The organism is Streptomyces aurantiacus, assembly GCF_001418335.1.
Taxonomy (GTDB): domain Bacteria; phylum Actinomycetota; class Actinomycetes; order Streptomycetales; family Streptomycetaceae; genus Streptomyces; species Streptomyces aurantiacus.
In genome coordinates this window covers 14063-32945 of sequence record NZ_LIPP01000130.1, presented here as the reverse complement: position 1 = coordinate 32945, position 18883 = coordinate 14063, and the positions used below count along the sequence as shown (strand labels likewise).

General features: G+C 68.1%; 17 protein-coding genes and 1 pseudogene. 13 read left to right on the top strand and 5 right to left on the bottom strand.

The window, feature by feature from the left end:
• Positions 1 to 292: 292 nt before the first annotated feature.
• A complete protein-coding gene (locus tag AOK01_RS41305; protein WP_157871355.1) occupies positions 293 to 934 on the bottom strand; it encodes an RDD family protein in 642 nt (213 codons plus the stop codon).
• A 278-nt stretch (positions 935 to 1212) separates the two neighbouring features.
• Between AOK01_RS41305 and AOK01_RS18675 the strand changes: the two genes are divergently transcribed.
• Positions 1213 to 1686 (top strand): GNAT family N-acetyltransferase, encoded by a 474-nt coding sequence (locus AOK01_RS18675; RefSeq protein ID WP_055513101.1) that lies wholly within the window; start codon positions 1213 to 1215, stop codon positions 1684 to 1686.
• A 34-nt stretch (positions 1687 to 1720) separates the two neighbouring features.
• Here the strand turns inward: AOK01_RS18675 and AOK01_RS18670 are convergent.
• Both AOK01_RS18670 and AOK01_RS45145 read right to left on the bottom strand, forming a co-directional pair.
• A pseudogene (locus AOK01_RS18670) lies at positions 1721 to 2842 on the bottom strand (IS630 family transposase).
• Between the two features lie 106 nt (positions 2843 to 2948).
• Positions 2949 to 3188 (bottom strand): ATP-binding protein, encoded by a 240-nt coding sequence (locus AOK01_RS45145; protein WP_245702303.1) that lies wholly within the window; start codon positions 3186 to 3188, stop codon positions 2949 to 2951.
• Positions 3189 to 3258: 70 nt separating this feature from the next.
• Here AOK01_RS45145 and AOK01_RS18660 point away from each other — a divergent pair, with 70 nt between their 5' ends.
• The 8 genes from AOK01_RS18660 (at position 3259) to AOK01_RS18625 (ending at position 11655) form a co-directional block, all read left to right on the top strand.
• Positions 3259 to 3984, top strand: coding sequence for a DUF5753 domain-containing protein (locus AOK01_RS18660; RefSeq protein ID WP_245702302.1), 726 nt, complete (start codon positions 3259 to 3261; stop codon positions 3982 to 3984).
• Between the two features lie 11 nt (positions 3985 to 3995).
• Positions 3996 to 4190 carry a DUF397 domain-containing protein gene (locus AOK01_RS18655; RefSeq protein ID WP_055513097.1) on the top strand — a complete coding sequence of 65 codons (195 nt, stop codon included), beginning with the start codon at positions 3996 to 3998 and terminating at the stop codon, positions 4188 to 4190.
• A 52-nt stretch (positions 4191 to 4242) separates the two neighbouring features.
• Positions 4243 to 5133, top strand: a complete 891-nt coding sequence (locus AOK01_RS18650; RefSeq protein ID WP_055513095.1) for a hypothetical protein — start codon at positions 4243 to 4245, stop codon at positions 5131 to 5133.
• A gap of 134 nt (positions 5134 to 5267) precedes the next feature.
• Positions 5268 to 6314, top strand: coding sequence for an ABC transporter substrate-binding protein (locus AOK01_RS18645; protein ID WP_055513093.1), 1047 nt, complete (start codon positions 5268 to 5270; stop codon positions 6312 to 6314).
• Positions 6315 to 6511: 197 nt separating this feature from the next.
• A complete protein-coding gene (gene desA / locus AOK01_RS18640) occupies positions 6512 to 7954 on the top strand; it encodes a lysine decarboxylase DesA (RefSeq protein ID WP_055513091.1) in 1443 nt (480 codons plus the stop codon).
• Positions 7938 to 9233, top strand: coding sequence for a lysine N(6)-hydroxylase/L-ornithine N(5)-oxygenase family protein (locus AOK01_RS18635; RefSeq protein WP_055513089.1), 1296 nt, complete (start codon positions 7938 to 7940; stop codon positions 9231 to 9233). Before desA ends, AOK01_RS18635 begins: the two co-directional genes overlap by 17 nt.
• A complete protein-coding gene (locus AOK01_RS18630) occupies positions 9230 to 9835 on the top strand; it encodes a GNAT family N-acetyltransferase (protein ID WP_055513087.1) in 606 nt (201 codons plus the stop codon). The genes AOK01_RS18635 and AOK01_RS18630 overlap by 4 nt, the downstream gene beginning before the upstream one ends.
• Before the next feature lie 41 nt (positions 9836 to 9876).
• Entirely contained in the window at positions 9877 to 11655 is a 1779-nt protein-coding gene (locus tag AOK01_RS18625; protein WP_055513105.1) for an IucA/IucC family protein, read from the top strand.
• Positions 11656 to 11744: 89 nt separating this feature from the next.
• Here the strand turns inward: AOK01_RS18625 and AOK01_RS18620 are convergent, their stop codons facing one another.
• A complete protein-coding gene (locus AOK01_RS18620) occupies positions 11745 to 13340 on the bottom strand; it encodes a beta-N-acetylhexosaminidase (protein WP_055513085.1) in 1596 nt (531 codons plus the stop codon).
• 62 nt (positions 13341 to 13402) lie between these two features.
• Here AOK01_RS18620 and AOK01_RS18615 point away from each other — a divergent pair, with 62 nt between their 5' ends.
• The 3 genes from AOK01_RS18615 (at position 13403) to glmS (ending at position 16508) form a co-directional block, all read left to right on the top strand.
• A complete protein-coding gene (locus AOK01_RS18615) occupies positions 13403 to 14323 on the top strand; it encodes a DUF4429 domain-containing protein (protein WP_055513083.1) in 921 nt (306 codons plus the stop codon).
• A 98-nt stretch (positions 14324 to 14421) separates the two neighbouring features.
• Entirely contained in the window at positions 14422 to 14679 is a 258-nt protein-coding gene (locus AOK01_RS18610) for a hypothetical protein (RefSeq protein WP_055513082.1), read from the top strand.
• 11 nt (positions 14680 to 14690) lie between these two features.
• Positions 14691 to 16508 (top strand): glutamine--fructose-6-phosphate transaminase (isomerizing), encoded by a 1818-nt coding sequence (glmS, locus tag AOK01_RS18605; RefSeq protein WP_055513080.1) that lies wholly within the window; start codon positions 14691 to 14693, stop codon positions 16506 to 16508.
• Positions 16509 to 16851: 343 nt separating this feature from the next.
• Here the strand turns inward: glmS and AOK01_RS18600 are convergent, their stop codons facing one another.
• Positions 16852 to 17376 carry a universal stress protein gene (locus AOK01_RS18600; RefSeq protein WP_055513078.1) on the bottom strand — a complete coding sequence of 175 codons (525 nt, stop codon included), beginning with the start codon at positions 17374 to 17376 and terminating at the stop codon, positions 16852 to 16854.
• Between the two features lie 454 nt (positions 17377 to 17830).
• Here AOK01_RS18600 and AOK01_RS18595 point away from each other — a divergent pair, with 454 nt between their 5' ends.
• Positions 17831 to 18532: an HAD family hydrolase gene (locus AOK01_RS18595; protein WP_055513076.1), complete on the top strand. Its 702-nt coding sequence runs from the start codon at positions 17831 to 17833 to the stop codon at positions 18530 to 18532.
• Positions 18533 to 18883: the final 351 nt, after the last annotated feature.

Sequence of the window (18883 nt, the reverse complement as noted above, 5' to 3'; positions counted from 1 at the left end):
GGGCACGCGCAGCGGCCCCACATCCAACCGCCATAACCACCGACCCGGCGAACCTATGCGGTCAGAGCACTAGATAATTCCGCAGGTCAGCAACCGTTCTCAGTGGGGCAGGCCCCGGAGGCGTCCCCCAGCTGCTGGAGACATGAAGGGCCCTGACGGGGCCCTGTCCGTTGTGCACCCTGACCTTCACACCGCCCGGTCACCCGATCAGTAGCCACACTGAAAATGCTCAGTGTTCACACGTGGGCGTGGTCCGCGTGTGGCGAATCCCGCATGTTGCCGAAGCGCTTCGTTAATGCCTCACAGAAACAACCATCGTGTCCGCGGCTCTGTCCCACACGAACCTGTTCTGTCTGTCGGCGATCGCATACAGCACTATGGCAACGTAGCCGATTATTGTAATTATGCCGAGCGTTGCAAAAGACCACTTGTAAAGTGCCCGAGAAAATGCCACAGGGAAGGTCACGCGTCGTCCGTCATGACGGACGACTCTCATCCCCAGCACATACTTCCCGGGTGTCGTGCCTACGATGAGTTCAAGAGAAACCAAGGACAAGATCATGCCGACGGCAATAAATGCGAGTGTGACCCATGTCCCACCAGAGGGCGCGTAATCTTCGAAATTTACACCTTTGCGCCGGCTTCCAATATAGAAGACAAGAAAGATCATGGCAGCTACGGGAAAGAAAAGAGTCATCGGAATCAGTGCATCGAAGATATTGGCCAAGAATCGAGCGGAGAGCTTCGCCGCATGCGTAGCAGGCAGCGTAACCACGGGAACAGGTCGGCTCGTTGAAGGACTGGGCTGAGTGGACGCGCTGGGACGTCGCATCCGGGACGCGGCAGTTGTCCAGGCCAGAGAAATGAATGCGGGAATACCAAGAGCCAAGGCGAGCCGATCGCTGGATCGCTCTTTGGTCTCGATGAAGAACACTCCGTATTCCCATAGTGCGTACAGAGTGGCCGAGAAAAATAGACCAAGCCCCACAAAAACGAGAAGGAATCGTGTAACCCAACCCATGCCTAACCCCCTCCCAATACGCGGCGATGTATCGCAGGATTTCGGGCGCGGACCGTCCGGTTACCGCTCTCAAACTCTGTGAAGCGTGACCTACCGCCCGTTCAAGGTCATCAAACAGCGTCGCCCATAACGTTCCGCTCCCGACTGACCGACAGGTGCCGCACCGTCACCGGTGCCTGTAGGTTCCCGCCGTGAGTGACGTTGGCAGGCTTGAGATTCGTTTCGCGCACGTGGCAGACGCGGCCGTGATCGCGCACATCCACATGGCCTCTCGGGCGGCGACGATGCCGTACCTGCCCCCGCAGAAGCGCAGTCACGACCAGGTCGCCCGGTGGGCTGGGGGTGTCCTGCTCACGTCCTGCCGGACGTGGGTGGCGGTGCGCGACGGAGAGATCCTCGGCTATGCCGCCCTTGAGGGGGACATGCTCGAACACCTCTATCTGCGACCGGACGTCCGTCGCCAGGGCATCGGCACGCTTCTGCTCGACGAGGTCAGACGGCACAGCCCTGACGGGGTGTCCCTGCACGTCTTCCAGCAGAACACCGATGCCCGCGCGTTCTACGAGCTCCACGGCTTCACAGTCCTCGACACCAACGACGGCCACCGGAACATGGAGAACCTGCCCGACATGACCCTGCGCTGGACACCCGACGCTGCACGATGAGCCGCGTCCCGGCGGGCCGGAGACACTGATCCGCTCATGCAGCGTCGGCACAGGGGCGGCCGCCCCAGCGGACGCCTTTCTCACTGCGGATCCGGGCGCGCTCTTTGCGCTGGGCTGCCAGCACATCAGGGTGCCGCGCGTTGGCGTTGCGCCAGTGCAGGTAGGCGTGCAGGGCCCGGGTCTGGACGGTGTGGTTGGGGTGGTGGGAGTTGGCCAGGGTGAACTGTCGCAGCGGCCCGAAGTGGGCCTCGATCGGGTTGGCCCAGGAAGCGTTGGTCGGGGTGAAGCACAACTCGACCCGGTTCTTCCGTGCCCAGGTGCGGATCTTGGTGCCCTTGTGCGCGGACAGGTTGTCCCTGATCACGTAGACGGGGGCGCCGTCGAGGCGGGCGGCTCGGATCGACTTCAGCGCGGCCAGCGAGTTCGCCGCGCCCTTGTGACGGCGGTTGACGCCCCACAGGGTGTCGTCGCCGATGGAACAGCAGCCGTGGAAGTAGGTGACGCCGTGGGTGCGGTGGTAGGTAGCCGGGATCCGGTCCGGGCGGCCGATTTAGGCCCAGCAGGACCCGCCGGTGGGGCGGATGCCGAGCGGCCCGAACTCGTCGAAGGCGAAGACCCGGTCGGGGAAGTGCTCCAGAACGTGCTCGATGCGGTCCAGCTTGGCGTCGTGCTCGGGGTCGGTGGGCTCCTTCCAGGTCTTGGTCCGCTGGAAGGTGATGCCGCGGCGGGCGAGCAGGCAGCGCAGGGCCTCGCGGCCGATCCGGATCACTCGGCCGTGGACGCGGCGCAGGTAGGCGGTGAGTTTGCGTAACGACCAGCGGGTGAAGGGCTGGTCGAGCTTGGCCGGGCGGGTGGTGGCCGTCGCCACGACGAAGTCCTCCTCGTCATCGCTGAGCAGGCGGGGACGGCCTCCCGCCCACTGAGGGTTCAGGCAGGCCAGGCCGATCTCATTGAACCGGTGGATCACGTCGCGCACCGTGTCCTCATCGGCCTGCACGAGCTGGGCGATGCCCGGCACGCGGTTCCCGCCGGCCGAGGCGAGCAGCATCATCGCCCGCCGGTAGCGCACCGAACTGGTGCTGCCCCGGCGCACGATCTGCTGCAGCCGCTGTCCCTCCTGATCGGTCAGTCTGCGGACTCGAACGGGCTCTGCCACCGCGCCCCCACCTGTCGGACGGCCTGTCGGCTCACATCCAACCGGTACCGCACACCCACCACCGCGACCCGCAACCCGCAACCCGCAACCCGGTGAACCATCCCGGTCACAGCAATAGCCGTCGGGCGTCGGCCGTCGGCGCCCCCAGCTCGCACCACAGCAGCTTCCCGTTCACCCCGAAGAGATCGTCCCCGAGCGGATACCCACCCCACGCGTACGCGAACTGGCATACGAGGAACAATCCACGCCCACCATCGGCCTCCAGCGGCACAGGTGCTGGACGCGAGGGCCCTGAGCGCTTGTCGAACGGCGGCGGGATGTGCGGGTTGGCATCCCACACACTCATCCGCAGCCGACCACCACCCAGGCCGCGGAGTCGGAGGGCGGCGGGACCGGCGGAGTGGCGGTAAGCGTTGGTGACGAGTTCGGAGGCCAACCGCTTCGGGGTGAGCGGGGAGCGCGTACGCACGCTCGCCCACATCTACGGCTGCGGGGACGAGCCGCTCATCGACGCCCTCGCGGACATGGCGACCGACCGCACGCGCGGCTGGTGGGAGGAGTACCGGAACGTACTGCCGTCCCCTCTCCTGGACCTGGCCGAGATGGAACACCACGCCACCGCCCTGCGCGTGGCCCAGGTCATCAACATCCCCGGCCTGCTCCAGACACCCGATCACGCCCGCGCACTCTTCCGTGAACTCATCCCGGCCCTACGCCCCCACGAGATCGAGCACTACGTCTCCTACCGCGTCAAACGCCAGGCCGTCCTGTTCCGCGACAACCCGGTGCCGTACACCGCGATCATCCACGAAGCGGCTCTGCGCATGCAGTTCGGTGGCCGGGAGGTGGCCCGGGCCCAGCTCCGCCATCTCGTCGAGGTCGGCGGACAACCGAACATCACCTTGCGCGTCATCCCCTTCGACGGCACCTCGTTCCCGACCGCCGGACAGGGCCTCGACTACGCCTACGGACCGGTGACCGCCCTGGACACCACCCAGCTGGACACCAGCCACGGCAGCGAACTGATCGACGCCGTGGGGAAATTGGAGACGTACCGGCTCGTCCTGGACCGCATGGAGCAGACCGCCCTGCAGCCCGCCGCCTCCCATGACCTCATCGCAACCATCACCAAGAGCATCTGACGAGGAGCACCGTGACCACCCCTCACTGGCAGAAGTCCACGTACAGCGAGTCGGCCTCCTCCTGCGTCTACCTCGCCACCCCCTCCCCCGGAACAATCCTCCTCCGCGAAAGCGACGAACCCGAAACCATCCTCACCACCGGCACACCCCAGCTCGCGGCACTGATATCCGGCATAGGCCAGAGGCAAGGTCACTCGTACGACTGAACGCATGCCGTTCGCCCCTCCGTGATCGACGCAGTTCATTACGTTCCACCACATGGTCAGCTCAGCACATGAGGCGATGCATCAGATCTTCAGGGAGGACCCCGGGCTGTTCGCCCGAGCCCTCCCCAAGGCCGGCATCGCTCTCCCCGAACCCATGGCATTCCAGCTCCTGGACACCGATCTCACCGAGATCAGGCCGCTCGAACGCCGCGTGGACACCCTGCTACGGATCGACACGGCGGGCGGCGAGAGCTACCTGCTCGCCGTCGAGATGCAGGGCCGACGGGACCCGGACAAGCTCAACAGCTGGACGTACTACCTGGCACACCTCTACGCCAAGTACGAACTGCCCCCGGTCCTCCTCGTCGTCTGCCAGGACAAGTCCACCGCGGCCTGGGCGGCCGAACCCATCCGCATCGGACCGCCCATCCACACCAGCATCGCCGTCTTCCCCCTGGTCCTGGGGCCCGACAACCTTCCGGCGATCATCGACCCGGAAGAGGCGGCACGGGATCTCCCTCTCTCCGTCTTCTCCGCACTCACTCACGCCAAGGACCCGGCCCTCCCTGCGATACTGGACGCACTGGCGACAGCGCTCGTCGACACGGGTGGCGAGGCCGCGAAGGGCTGGGCGGAATACACCGAGATCGGTCTGGGCAACCCCCGGACGCGCGCAATCTGGAGGAACCTGATGGAGACGTACACCAGCCGCTTCCCCGGCAGGGGCACCATCGTCGAGGAAAGCATCATCAAGGGACAGACCCTGGGCCAAACCCAGGGCCGGGCCGAAGACATCCTCCGCCTCCTCACCCTCCGCGGCATCGACATCCCCGAAGCCGCCCGCGAGCGCATCACCGACTGCACCGACCTGGAAACCCTCAGCACCTGGTTCGACCGGGCGGTCACGGCCACCAGCACGGACGAGTTGTTCGCGGACGCGTAGCCGCCGAAGCCAAACCGTCCGGCCCCGGCGTTTCGGCAGGTGGCACCCGGCCCCTGGACAGGTAGTGAGGTTAGGCTAACCTACCTTCGCACTTGTCCGGTGGGCCCTCCGCCCCGTTCGAAAGCAGCCACGCCATGCACAACGCCCGTGCCACCCACCTCACCCGCCGCGGCATCCTCGCCGCCGGCGGCGCCCTCGGCCTCGGTGCCGTCCTGGCCGCCTGCGGTGACGACGACCCGAAAAGCGGTGGCTCGGCCGACGCGTCGGAAAGCGCCAAGTCCGGCCCCTGGAGCTTCAAGGACGACCGCGGCACGACGGCGAAGACGGACAAGGTCCCGGCGAACATCGTCGCGTTCACCGGTGTCGCCGCCGCCCTCTTCGACTACGGCATCGAGGTCAAGGGTGTCTTCGGCCCGACGAAGACCAAGGACGGCAAGGCCGACGTCCAGGCCGGCGACATGGACATCAGCAAGCTGACGATCCTCGGCAACGAGTGGGGCCAGTTCAACATCGAGAAGTACGCCGCGCTGGCCCCGGACGTGCTGCTCTCCACGATGTTCGACGACGCGGGCACCCTCTGGTACGTCCCGGAGGAGTCCAAGGACAAGATCCTCAAGCTCGCCCCGAGCGCGGGCATCTCCGTCTACGACCGTCAGCTGCCCAAGCCCCTGGAGCGCATGCTCGCGCTCGCCGAGTCGCTCGGCGCGGACGTGCAGGCCGCCAAGACCGTCCAGGCGAAGAAGGACTTCGAGACCGCCGCCGAACGCCTGCGCGCCGCCGCCAAGGCCCGCCCGGAGATCAAGGTCCTCGCCGGTTCCGCCAGCCAGGACATCTTCTACGTGTCCGGCTCGAACCTCTCCATCGACCTGGAGTACTTCAAGGCCCTCGGCGTGAACCTCGTCGAACCGCCGGCCAAGGTCCTGAAGGCCAGCGGCGGTTGGTTCGAGAACCTGAGCTGGGAGAACGTCGACAAGTACCCGGCCGACCTCATCATCATGGACGACCGCACCGCGACCATCCAGCCCGCCGACATCACCGAGGCGACCTGGAAGAAGCTGCCCGCGGTCAAGGCCGGCCAGGTCATCGGCCGCACCCCTGAGCCGATCCTCTCCTACGACAAGTGCACCCCCATGCTCAACAACCTCGCCGAGGCCATCGAGAAGGCCAAGAAGGTCGCCTGAGGGCCCTGAGGGGCTACCCGTGAGAGGGGCGGCGGGGAACTGCGCGACCCCGCCCCCACCGATCAGCCCTCACCGAGCCGCACACAACCCACCAGTGGGCCCACACAGGGACTTAGGTTAGGCTAACCTAAGTTGAACGCAGCCCCCCACTTCAACTCCGCTGCGCCCGTACCTCTCCCGCCCCCGGAGGACCCCCCATGCGCTCGCACCTGCTCAACGACACGACCGCGGAGCGGTACCGCCGCTCCGTGACCGAAGGAATAGAGCGGGTGGCGGCCAAACTCGCCACCACCGACCGCCCCTTCACGGGCATCACCGTCGACACCCTCGCGCCCCGCATCGCGCGGATCGACCTCGACAAGCCGCTGCGCGACACCACCGCGGTGCTCGACGAACTGGAGGACGTCTACCTCCGGGACGCGGTCTACTTCCACCACCCCCGCTACCTCGCCCACCTCAACTGCCCGGTGGTCATACCCGCCGTGGTCGGTGAGGCGGTCCTCTCCGCCGTCAACTCCTCCCTCGACACCTGGGACCAGTCGGCCGGCGGCACCCTCATCGAGCGCAAGCTCATCGACTGGACCAACGAACGCCTCGGGCTCGGGCCCGCCGCCGACGGCGTGTTCACCTCCGGCGGCTCGCAGTCCAACCTCCAGGCGCTCCTGCTCGCCCGCGAGGAGGCGAAAAGCGACTCGCACGCCAAACTGCGGATCTTCGCCTCCGAGGCCGGCCACTTCAGCGTCAAGAAGTCGGCGAAACTCCTCGGCCTCGGCCAGGACTCCGTGGTCACCGTCCCCGTCGGCCACGACAAGCGCATGCAGACGGTCGCCCTCGCCCACGAGCTGGAGCGCTGCCGGCGCGACGGCCTGGTTCCGATGGCCGTGGTCGCCACCGCGGGCACCACCGACTTCGGCTCCATCGACCCGCTGCCCGAGATCGCCGAGCTGTGCGAGCAGTTCGGTGCCTGGCTCCACGTGGACGCGGCGTACGGCTGCGGGCTGCTCGCGTCCCTGAAGAACCGGCACCGCATCGACGGCATCGAACGCGCCGACTCCGTCACCGTGGACTACCACAAGTCCTTCTTCCAGCCGGTGAGTTCGTCCGCCGTCCTGGTCCGCGACGCGGCCACCCTGCGCCACGCCACTTACCACGCGGAGTACCTCAACCCGCAGCGCATGGTGCAGGAGCGCATCCCCAACCAGGTCGACAAGTCCCTCCAGACCACCCGCCGTTTCGACGCCCTCAAACTGTGGATGACACTGCGGGTGATGGGCGCCGACGGCGTCGGCCGGCTCTTCGACGAGGTCTGCGACCTCGCGGAGGAGGGCTGGCGGCTGCTGGCCGCCGACCCGCGCTACGACGTCGTGGTCGCGCCGTCCCTCTCCACCCTCGTCTTCCGCTACATTCCGGCCGCCGTCACCGACCCGGCCGAGATCGACCGCGCCAACCTGTACGCCCGCAAGGCCCTGTTCGCCTCCGGTGACGCGGTGGTCGCGGGTACGAAGGTCGGCGGCCGTCACTTCCTCAAGTTCACCCTGCTCAACCCCGAGACCACGACGGACGACATATCCGCCGTACTCGACCTGATCGCCGGCCACGCCGAGCAGTACCTGGGAGAGTCCCTTGACCGCGCTTCCTGAACCGGCCGTGCAAGTCCACGACTTCATCGGTATCGGACTCGGCCCCTTCAACCTCGGCCTCGCCTGCCTCACCGAACCGATCGACGAACTCGACGGTGTCTTCCTGGAGTCCAAGCCGGACTTCGAATGGCACTCCGGGATGTTCCTGGAGGGCGCGCACCTCCAGACCCCGTTCATGTCGGACCTGGTCACCCTGGCCGACCCGACGTCCCCGTACTCCTTCCTCAACTACCTGAAGGAATCGGGCCGTCTGTACTCGTTCTACATACGCGAGAACTTCTACCCGCTGCGCGTCGAGTACGACGACTACTGCCGCTGGGCCGCCTCGAAGCTCCACAGCGTCCGCTTCGGCACGACGGTCACGGAGGTGACGTACGAGGACGGCGTAAACAACGCCTCCGGCGTGTACGTCGTCCGGACCGCCGCCGGTGACGAGTACCGCGCCCGGCACCTCGTCCTCGGCACCGGCACTCCCCCGTACATCCCCGAGGCGTGCGCCCGGCTCGGCGGGGACTTCATCCACAACTCCCGTTACCGGCAGCACAAGCGCGAGCTGCAGGCCAAGAAGTCGATCACGCTCGTCGGCAGCGGGCAGTCCGCCGCTGAGATCTACTACGACCTGCTGAGCGAGATCGACGTCCACGGCTACCGGCTGAACTGGGTCACCCGCTCCCCGCGGTTCTTCCCTCTCGAATACACCAAGCTCACGCTGGAGATGACCTCTCCGGAGTACATCGACTACTTCCACGGGCTGCCCGAGCGGACCCGCTACCGCCTCCAGGCGGAGCAGAAGAACCTGTTCAAGGGCATCGACGGCGAGCTGATCGACTCGATCTTCGACCTGCTCTACCAGAAGAACCTCGGCGGCCCGGTCCCCACCCGCCTGCTCACCAACTCGGCCCTGCACACGGCGCGCCACGAGAACGGCACGTACACACTGGGCCTGCGCCAGGAGGAGCAGGAGACGGACTACGAGCTGCAGTCCGAGGGCCTGATCCTGGCGACCGGGTACCGGTACGTGGAGCCCGCGTTCCTGAGGCCCGTGCGCGACCGCATCCGCTACGACGAGCACGGCAACCACGACGTGGCGCGCAACTACGCCATCGACACGACCGGCCGCGGCATCTTCCTGCAGAACGCCGGCGTCCACACCCACTCCATCACGTCACCGGACCTCGGCATGGGCCCGTACCGCAACGCCTGCATCATCCGGGAGCTGCTCGGCACCGAGTACTACCCGGTGGAGAAGTCCATCGCGTTCCAGGAGTTCGCCGTATGAGCGCCGCCGGAACGACGAGGGGCACGGTCGGCGCGGTCGGCGCGCTGAGTCTGCGCCCCCTCGACCCGCTCAAGGACGCCGAGCTGCTGCACTCCTGGCTGACCCACCCCAAGGCGGCGTACTGGCTGATGCAGAACGCGAAACTCCAGGAGGTGGAGCGTGAGTACATGGCCATCGCGGCGAGCGAGCACCACCACGCGTACCTCGGCTGCCACGACGGCCGGCCCGCGTTCGTGATGGAGAAGTACGACCCCCGGTACATCGAGCTGGTCGGCCTTTACGAGCCCGAGCCCGGTGACGTCGGCATGCACTTCCTGGTCGCCCCCACCGACCGGCCCGTGCACGGCTTCACCCGGGCCGTCCTCACCGCGGTGATGGACGAGCTGTTCGCCGACCCCCGTACCCGCCGGGTCGTCGTCGAGCCGGACGTCACCAACACGGCGGTACACGCCCTGAACGAGGCCGTCGGCTTCGTCCCGGAACGCGAGATCGACAAGCCGGAGAAGCGCGCGCTGCTGTCCTTCTGCACGCGCGAGAGCTTCCTGAACCGGCGCAGCCAGACCATCCAAGGCTCCCGAGGAGCCCGAGGAGTGACCCCATGACCCTGTTGACCCAGCCGCCTCTCTCTCCTCAGCCTCCCCAGGTGCCCCTGTCCGACGCCGTGGCGCATCTGTCCCCCCACCGCTGGGCCAGGGCCAACCGCCTCCTCATCCGCAAGGCCCTCGCCGAGTTCGCCCACGAGCGGCTGATCACGCCCCAGCCGACGGCCAGTGACGAGGGCACGTACATCGTCCACAGTGACGACGGACTGACCCGCTACCGGTTCACCGCCACCCGCCGAGCCCTCGACCACTGGCAGGTCGACGCCGAGTCGATCACCCGCAGCCGCGACGGCGCCGAACTCCCCCTCGCCGCACTGGACTTCTTCATCGAGCTGCGGAAATCGCTCGGCCTGAGCGACCAGGTGCTGCCGGTCTACCTGGAGGAGATCTCCTCCACCCTCTCCGGGACCTGCTACAAGCTCACCAAACACCGACTCACCTCCGCCGAGCTCGCGACGAGCGGCTTCCAGGAGATCGAGACGGGCATGACCGAGGGCCACCCCTGCTTCGTCGCCAACAACGGGCGGCTCGGTTTCGGCATCCACGAGTACCTCTCGTACGCGCCGGAGACCGCGAGCCCCGTACGGCTGGTGTGGCTGGCCGCGCACCGCTCGCGCGCCGCGTTCACGGCGGGCGTGGGCATCGAGTACGAGTCGTTCCTGCGGGGCGAGCTGGGTAAGGAGACCGTGGACCGCTTCCACGGCACGCTCCGCGACCAGGACCTCGACCCGGCCGACTACCTCTTCATCCCGGTCCACCCCTGGCAGTGGTGGAACAAACTCACGGTGACCTTCGCCGCCGAGATCGCCCGGAAACACCTGGTGTGCCTGGGCGAGGGCGACGACGAGTACCTGGCCCAGCAGTCGATCCGGACGTTCTTCAACAGGAGCGCGCCCGAGAAGCACTACGTGAAGACCGCCCTGTCGGTCATCAACATGGGCTTCATGCGCGGCCTGTCCGCCGCGTACATGGAGGCGACCCCGGCCATCAACGACTGGCTCGCCCAACTCATCGACAACGACCCGCTGTTGAGGTCGACCGGCCTGTCGATCATCCGCGAGCGCGCGGCCGTCGGCTACCGGCACCTGGAGTACGAGGCCGCCACCGACCGCTACTCCCCCTACCGCAAGATGCTCGCCGCCCTGTGGCGCGAGAGCCCGGTCTCCTCGCTCCGGGACGGCGAGTCGCTGGCCACCATGGCCTCGCTCGTCCACGTCGACCACGAGGGCGGGTCGATCGCGGCAGCACTGATCGAGCGCTCGGGCCTGCCCCCGGTGGAGTGGCTGCGCCGCTACCTGCGGGCCTACTTCACACCGCTGCTGCACAGTTTCTACGCGTACGACCTGGTGTTCATGCCGCACGGCGAGAACGTCATCCTCGTCCTCAAGGACGGGGCGGTCGAGCGGGCGATCTACAAGGACATCGCCGAGGAGATCGCCGTCATGGACCCCGAAGCGGTGCTGCCGCCGGCGGTGGAGCGGCTGCGCGTGGACGTCCCCGAGGACAAAAAACTCCTGTCGCTGTTCACGGACGTCTTCGACTGCTTCTTCCGCTTCCTGGCGGCGAACCTGGCGAGCGAGGGCGTCCTGGCGGAGACCGACTTCTGGCAGACCGTCGCCGACTGCGTACGCGACTACCAGGCGGCCACGCCCGAACTCGCGGACAAGTTCGAGCAGTACGACCTGTTCGCGCCCGAGTTCGCGCTGTCCTGCCTCAACCGGCTCCAGCTGCGCGACAACGAACAGATGGTGGACCTCGCCGACCCCGCAGGCGCCCTCCAGCTCATCGGCAACCTCAAGAACCCGATCGCCGGGCTGTAGCCCCACAAGCAGGCGGGCGCCCCCACGTACGGTCCCAGGGGGCGCCCGCCGTCGTACTCAACTACCGGTTGTCAATTAACAGTCCTCAACTACTCTGCGGGCCACGGGACTTGGGGCGACCGGTAGTAGTCCATGCCCAGCGCGTCCCACCGCGGTGCCTGTGCCGCGAGCCGCACCTTGTAGCCGTCCCAGTCGTGCGTCGAGGCGGGCGACCAGCCGAGCTCGGCCACCCCGGGCAGCCGCGGGAACGCCATGTACTCGATGTTCGCCGAGGTCGTGAGGGTCTCCGACCACAGCGGCGCCTCGACACCGCGCACGGCCGAACTCGGCACATCGGCGAAGTAGGTGCCCGGGTCCCAGTCGTACGACCGGCGCACCTCGATCAGGCTGGCCCAGTCGAGGCCGAGGGGCGTGTCCGCGGTGTACTTCATGTCGAGGTACACGCGGTCGGCCGGCGAGAGGACGAGACCGGTACCGGCCCGCGCGGCAGCCGCGACCTGTTCCTTCTCCGCGGCGCCCGTTCGGTCCATGCCCCAGTACTGGGCCAGCGCGCCCTTCGCCGGGTTCGCCCCGGTCAGCTGGTGCCAGCCCATCACGGTCTTCCCGTACTTGGCGACGACCGGCTGGACCTTCGCCATGAAGGCCACGAAGTCCTCGTGGCTCGTCGAGTGGGCCTCGTCGCCGCCGATGTGGAGGTACTTGCCCGGCGTGAGCGCGGCCAGCTCACGGATCACGTCGTCCACGAAGTCGTACGTCACCGGCTTGTCGACGCACAGCGAACTGAAGCCGACCGCGGTGCCGGTGTAGAGGGGCGGGGCGACGCCGTCGCAGTTCAGCTCCGCGTACGAGGCGAGCGCCGCGTTGGTGTGGCCCGGCATGTCGATCTCGGGCACGACGTCGAGGTGGCGCGAGGCGGCGTACCGGACGAGGTCCGTGTACTGGGCCTTCGTGTAATGGCCGCCGGTCCCGCCGCCGACCTGCGTGGACCCGCCGTACGTGGCGAGGCGCGGCCAGGAGTCGACGGCGATCCGCCAGCCCTGGTCGTCGCTGAGGTGCAGATGCAGCGTGTTGATCTTGTAGAGCGCCAGTTGGTCGATGTAGCGCTTCACCTGGTCCACGGTGAAGAAGTGCCGGGAGACGTCCAGCATGGCGCCGCGGTAGCCGTAGCGGGGAGTGTCCGTGATGGTGCCGCCGGCGACCGGCCAGGGACCCGGCTGCTCGGTGCCCTTCTCGACGGCCGCGGGCAGCAGTTGGCGCAGGGTCTGGACACCGTGGAAGAGCCCGGCGGGTTCGCGGGCCGTGATGGTGACGGCGCCCTTGCCGCTCGTCAGCCGGTAGCCCTCCGCGCCCAGGCCCGCGTCCTTGCGGGTGAGGCGGAGCCGGATGCCGTCGCGGCCCGGGTCGTCGGTGACCGGGAGGCGGTAGCCGGTCGACGGGCGCAGCACTCCGGCGAGGTACGAACCGACCCGGCGCACCTCCGGCGAGTCGTCCACGCGGATACGCGTACCGCTGGTGATCCGGTACGGGGAGCCGCCCGGGTCGACCGAGGCGGGAGCCGGGACGACGCGGCTCAACGGAGTGGCGGTTCGGGCGGGCGCGGAGGGTGCCGCGCCGGCCACGGAGAGGCCGGCGGCTGCCACGAGCAGCAGCGTACCGAGCAGACGGGGCGTTCTGTGGGGTCTCACATGCGCTCCCTTCGGATGGGTATAGACCACTCTGCCGCAGAGCTGGTGAAACAATCCCCCTCATGGCGGAAATCATCCAGCGGGACGGCACGTGGACCTTCGACGGCGACGCCCTGCGGCTGGTGCCGGGCCGCGACAAGAACGTGGGTCTGCTGCGCAAGGCCCTGGGTGAACTGACCGTCCCGCTGGGCGCGTTGGCGGGCATCTCGTTCGAGCAGGGCAGGCGGTCGGGCCGGCTCAGGCTCCGGCTGCGCGACGGCGCGGACCCGCTGCTCCAGGCGACCGGCGGCCGGCTCACGGACTCCGCCGACCCGTACCACCTGACGGTGGAGTCGGACCGCTACGGCGTCGCCGAGTACTTCGTGGACGAGATACGGGGCGCGCTGCTCCTGGACGAGGTGCCGGCCACCGCCGTCGACCGCTTTCTGCTGCCCGGCCCGTCCGTGCCCCTGTCGGTCTCCGCCGGTGACGGCACCGCGAGCTTCGACGGTAAGCACGTGCGTCTTGAGTGGAACTGGAAGACGGAGGAGGCCAAATCGGCCGCGGGCGCCCGCTCGATCGCCCTGTCCGACATCCGGTCCGTGGAGTGGCAGCCCGCGGTCGGCCTGGAGAACGGCCATCTCCGCTTCACCGTGCGGGGCGCGCCGACGAAGGCTCCGCCGAAGTACGACCCCAACGCCGTGGAGCTGTGGGGCTTCAAGAAGGACCCGCTGATGACCCTGGTCGCGGCGGCGGTCCAGGCCCGCCTGCCCCACCCGTCGGCCTCGGCCCAGACCCAGGCCCAGGCCCCGGCCCCGGCGGACGGACCCCCGAAGCAACTCACCCCGTCTCCGTCCCCGGCCCCACATCCGAATCCGCCCCCCGAGGCCGACCACGACGCGCTGCTGCGGCGCCTGCGCGAACTGGGCGACCTGCGCGAATCCGGCGTCCTGACGGACGAGGAGTTCACCCTGGCCAAACGGGCGATCCTCAAGCGGATGTGACAGGCCCCGAACAGGTCCCACCAAGAGTTACGACAGCCTCCTGCCCGATATCGGGCAGGATTCTTGCGATCGCCCGCGCTTTACCCCAGGATCAACGGGTGCACGACGAACTTGTTGATCACCTGATGCGTTCCTCGCCCCTCAGCCGGGGCGAGGCGCTGCGGGTGATCCAGGACGTGCTCGCGTACTTCGACGAGACGACCGAGGACTACGTCCGTCGCCGCCACCGGGAGCTCCAGGCTCAGGGCCTGGTCAACTCGGCGATCTTCGAACGGATCACGGCGGATCTCAACTACCGCGCGGTCGCACCGCCGGAGCTCACGCTCCGGCAGGTGCGCCGCATCGTCTACGGCTAGGAACGTTCTGTATGTGCGGAATCGTCGGATACATCGGCAGGCGTGACGTGGCGCCCCTCCTCCTCGAAGGCCTGCAGCGCCTTGAGTACCGCGGCTACGACTCGGCGGGCCTCGTCGTGACGTCCCCGAAGACGGCCGGCCTGAAGATGGTCAAGGCCAAGGGCCGGGTACGTGACCTGGAGGCCCGCGTCCCCAAGCGCTTCGCCGGCACCACGGGCATCGCCCACACCCGCTGGGCCACCCACGGCGCCCCCTCCGACGAGAACGCCCACCCGCACATGTCGGGCGACAACAAGGTCGCGGTGGTCCACAACGGCATCATCGACAACGCCTCCGACCTGCGCAAGAAGCTGGAGGCGGAGGGCGTCCAGTTCCTCTCGGAGACCGATACCGAGGTCCTCACCCACCTCGTCGCCCGCTCCCAGGCCGAGACCCTGGAGGAGAAGGTCCGCCAGGCCCTGCGGCTGATCGAGGGCACGTACGGCATCGCCGTGATGCACGCCGACTTCGCCGACCGCATCGTGGTCGCCCGCAACGGCTCCCCGGTCGTCCTCGGCATCGGCGAGAAGGAGATGTTCGTCGCCTCGGACATCGCCGCGCTCGTCACCCACACCCGCCAGGTCGTCACGCTCGACGACGGCGAGATGGCGACGCTGAAGGCCGACGACTTCCGTACGTACACCACCGAGGGCACCCGTACGACGGCCGAGCCGACCACCGTGGAGTGGGAGGCCGCGTCGTACGACATGGGCGGCCACGACACGTACATGCACAAGGAGATCCACGAGCAGGCCGACGCCGTGGACCGGGTGCTGCGCGGCCGGATCGACGACCGGTTCTCCACCGTGCACCTGGGCGGGCTGAACCTGGACGCCCGCGAGGCACGCAAGATCCGCCGCGTGAAGATCCTCGGCTGCGGCACCTCGTACCACGCGGGCATGATCGGCGCCCAGATGATAGAGGAGCTGGCCCGTATCCCCGCGGACGCCGAGCCCGCCTCGGAGTTCCGCTACCGCAACGCGGTCGTCGACCCCGACACGCTGTACGTGGCCGTGTCCCAGTCCGGTGAGACGTACGACGTCCTGGCCGCCGTGCAGGAGCTGAAGCGCAAGGGCGCCCGGGTCCTCGGCGTCGTGAACGTGGTCGGCTCGGCCATCGCCCGCGAGGCCGACGGCGGCATGTACGTGCACGCCGGGCCCGAGGTGTGCGTGGTCTCCACCAAGTGCTTCACGAACACCACGGTCGCCTTCGCGCTGCTCGCGCTGCACCTGGGCCGCACCCGCGACCTGTCGGTCTCCGACGGCAAGCGGATCATCGAGGGCCTGCGCAAGCTGCCAGGCCAGATCACGGAGATCCTCGCCCAGGAGGACGAGATCAAGAAGCTGGCCGAGCAGTACGCCGAGGCCCGCTCCATGCTCTTCATCGGCCGGGTGCGCGGCTACCCGGTGGCCCGTGAGGCCTCGCTCAAGCTGAAGGAGGTCTCGTACATCCACGCCGAGGCCTACCCCGCCTCGGAGCTGAAGCACGGGCCGCTCGCGCTGATCGAGCCGGCGCTGCCGACGGTCGCGATCGTCCCGAACGACGACCTGCTGGAGAAGAACCGGGCGGCCCTTGAGGAGATCAAGGCCCGCAGCGGCAAGATCCTCGCCGTGGCGCACGAGCGCCAGGAGAAGGCCGACCAGACGATCGTCGTCCCGAAGAACGAGGACGAACTGGACCCGATCCTGCTGGGCATCCCCCTCCAACTCCTCGCCTACCACACGGCCTTGTCCCTGGGCCGAGACATCGACAAGCCCCGAAACCTGGCAAAGTCGGTAACAGTGGAGTAGGCCCACTCAAGGGCCGCGCGCCGTCAGGACGGGGCGCCGCCCCGTCAGGGGCGCGGGGAACTGCGCGACAAGCCCCCACCCATCCGCAGAACCGGAACAAGGGGACGGGTCCCTCGTGTGCCACCAGACACGGGGGACCCGTCACGCCGGGGTCGCCCAACACCCCGGCCGGCTGCCACAACCGGCGACCGTCACGCCCCGATCGGCAGCGCACCGTGAAAACGGCGACAGACTGCGCCCGGACAACGGCGACAGACCGTGCCCCCTATATGCCCTTCACAAGCTCACAAACACATCTACGCACGAGTAGGTTCACAGGTCACCCGGGGCGGGCCGAGCCGCGTCACGGAATGACGACGACCGGCCGCTTCGCCCGCTTGGCGAGCCGGCCCGCGACCGTGCCGAAGATGCGCCCGACGATCCCGTGGGTCGACCCGACGACGATCGCGTCGGCCTCGTACTCCCGCCCCACCTCTTCGAGTTCGTGGCAGATGTCGCCGCCGCGCTCGACGAGGATCCAGGGGACTTCGGCCAGGTAGTCCGCGCAGGCGAGCTCAAGACCGAGCACCTCGGTGCGGTGGTCCGGCACGTCGACGAAGACGGGGGGCTCGCAGCCCGCCCACACCGTGGTGGGCAGCCGGTTGGCGACGTGCACGATGATCAGGCCCGAGCCCAGGCGGCCTGCCATGCCGATCGCGTACGCGAGGGCGCGCTCACTGGACGTCGAGCCGTCGAAACCCACGACGACACCGTGCTTGAAGGCGGGGTCGCAGGACTGGCGTGTCTCTTCCGCCGCCAAGGGCTCGGCCGCCGTGGGATCGGCGACGGGGCGCTTGCGGTCCGCGGGTTCGAATTCGTGACCGGCCATGGGTGTCTCGGCGTTCGGATCCTCTTGGGTGGGTCGACAGGAGCGGCGGAGCTGTGACCGGGAATCATCTTCCCAACCCCATACCCCCAAGGGTACGGCGGCACGCCTCCTCTGCCCAGATCCCGCTCTCGCAGCGGGAGGGTTCCCCGGAGCATGCCCGAGAGGCCGCCCGTAACGCAATGGTTGCTGCCCCGTACAGGTGGTTTGCACAGTGTTTCCCCAGCCGGGGCGGCGCCCCGGACAGGCGGCGCCCCCGTGAGGGGCGCGGGGAACTGCGCGAGCAACCACAACGGGCCGTCAGCCGACCGAACCCCCCGGTCCCCCCCCGGGGGCCCCCAAGCCGGCGGCAAGCCAACAGGCACTTCCGTAGACGGCGACGTACACTGGTCGGTCCAGTGCAGGCCGGTTCCCGAAAGGGAACCGGCCTTCTCGTCCCTCAAGCGGAGGTGCGCCTATGACCAGTACGGTCCCCGCACTAGGTACCCGGACGGCCGAGGGCTCCGCCCTCCAAGCCGTACTCCTCGACATGGACGGCACCCTGGTGGACACCGAGGGCTTCTGGTGGGACGCCGAGGTCGAGGTGTTCTCCCGGCTGGGCCACCGCCTCGACGACTCCTGGCGGCACGTGGTGGTCGGCGGCCCCATGACCCGCAGCGCCGGCTTCCTCATCGAGGCCACCGGCGCCCAGATCACCCTCTCCGAACTCACCGTGCTGCTGAACGACGGCTTCGAGGACCGTATCGGCCGGGCCCTGCCGCTGATGCCGGGCGCCGCGGAACTCCTGGCCGAACTCGCCGCGCACCGGATCCCCACCGCGCTGGTCTCCGCCTCGCACCGCCGCATCATCGACCGCGTCCTGGTCTCGCTCGGCGCCCAGAACTTCGCCCTGACCGTCGCCGGCGACGAGGTCGAGCGCACCAAGCCCTTCCCCGACCCGTATCTGCTCGCGGCCTCCGGGCTGGGTGCGGATCCGGCCAGATGCGCGGTCATCGAGGACACCGCGACGGGCGTGGCCGCCGCCGAGGCCGCGGGCTGCCGCGTCGTGGCCGTGCCCTCGGTGTCCCCGATCGTGCCGGCCGCCGGGCGAACCGTCGTGACCTCCCTCGAACAGGTCGACCTGCCTTTTCTACGGGCTCTGATGACGGAAAAGGGCTAAACGTTCACTCACGGTGCGCGCAGTGAATGCCAAAAACTGCGTGGTCACGGCACCGGAATAATTCGATCACGTTCCGCACGGATCGGACGGCTGAATTCCGGTACTCCCCGGTGCAGTTGAAGGTGTGACGTTCACCACCTAAAGGGGGGTCGACAGGGGGTTGCGCGTGTGTCTGGCAAGCCTTTTCGGTGGCCAGGTGCACGCCCTTGTGTCCCGATTCGTGGGAGGGTGTACGAATCCTTCCACTGTCGGTTTTTCGGTGCGTCCGCGCACGGTTTCGCAGCGTGATGGGAACTCAACTCCGGTGCCTGCGAACCGTCCTGCCGACGCGGACTAATCTCATCGCGAGAA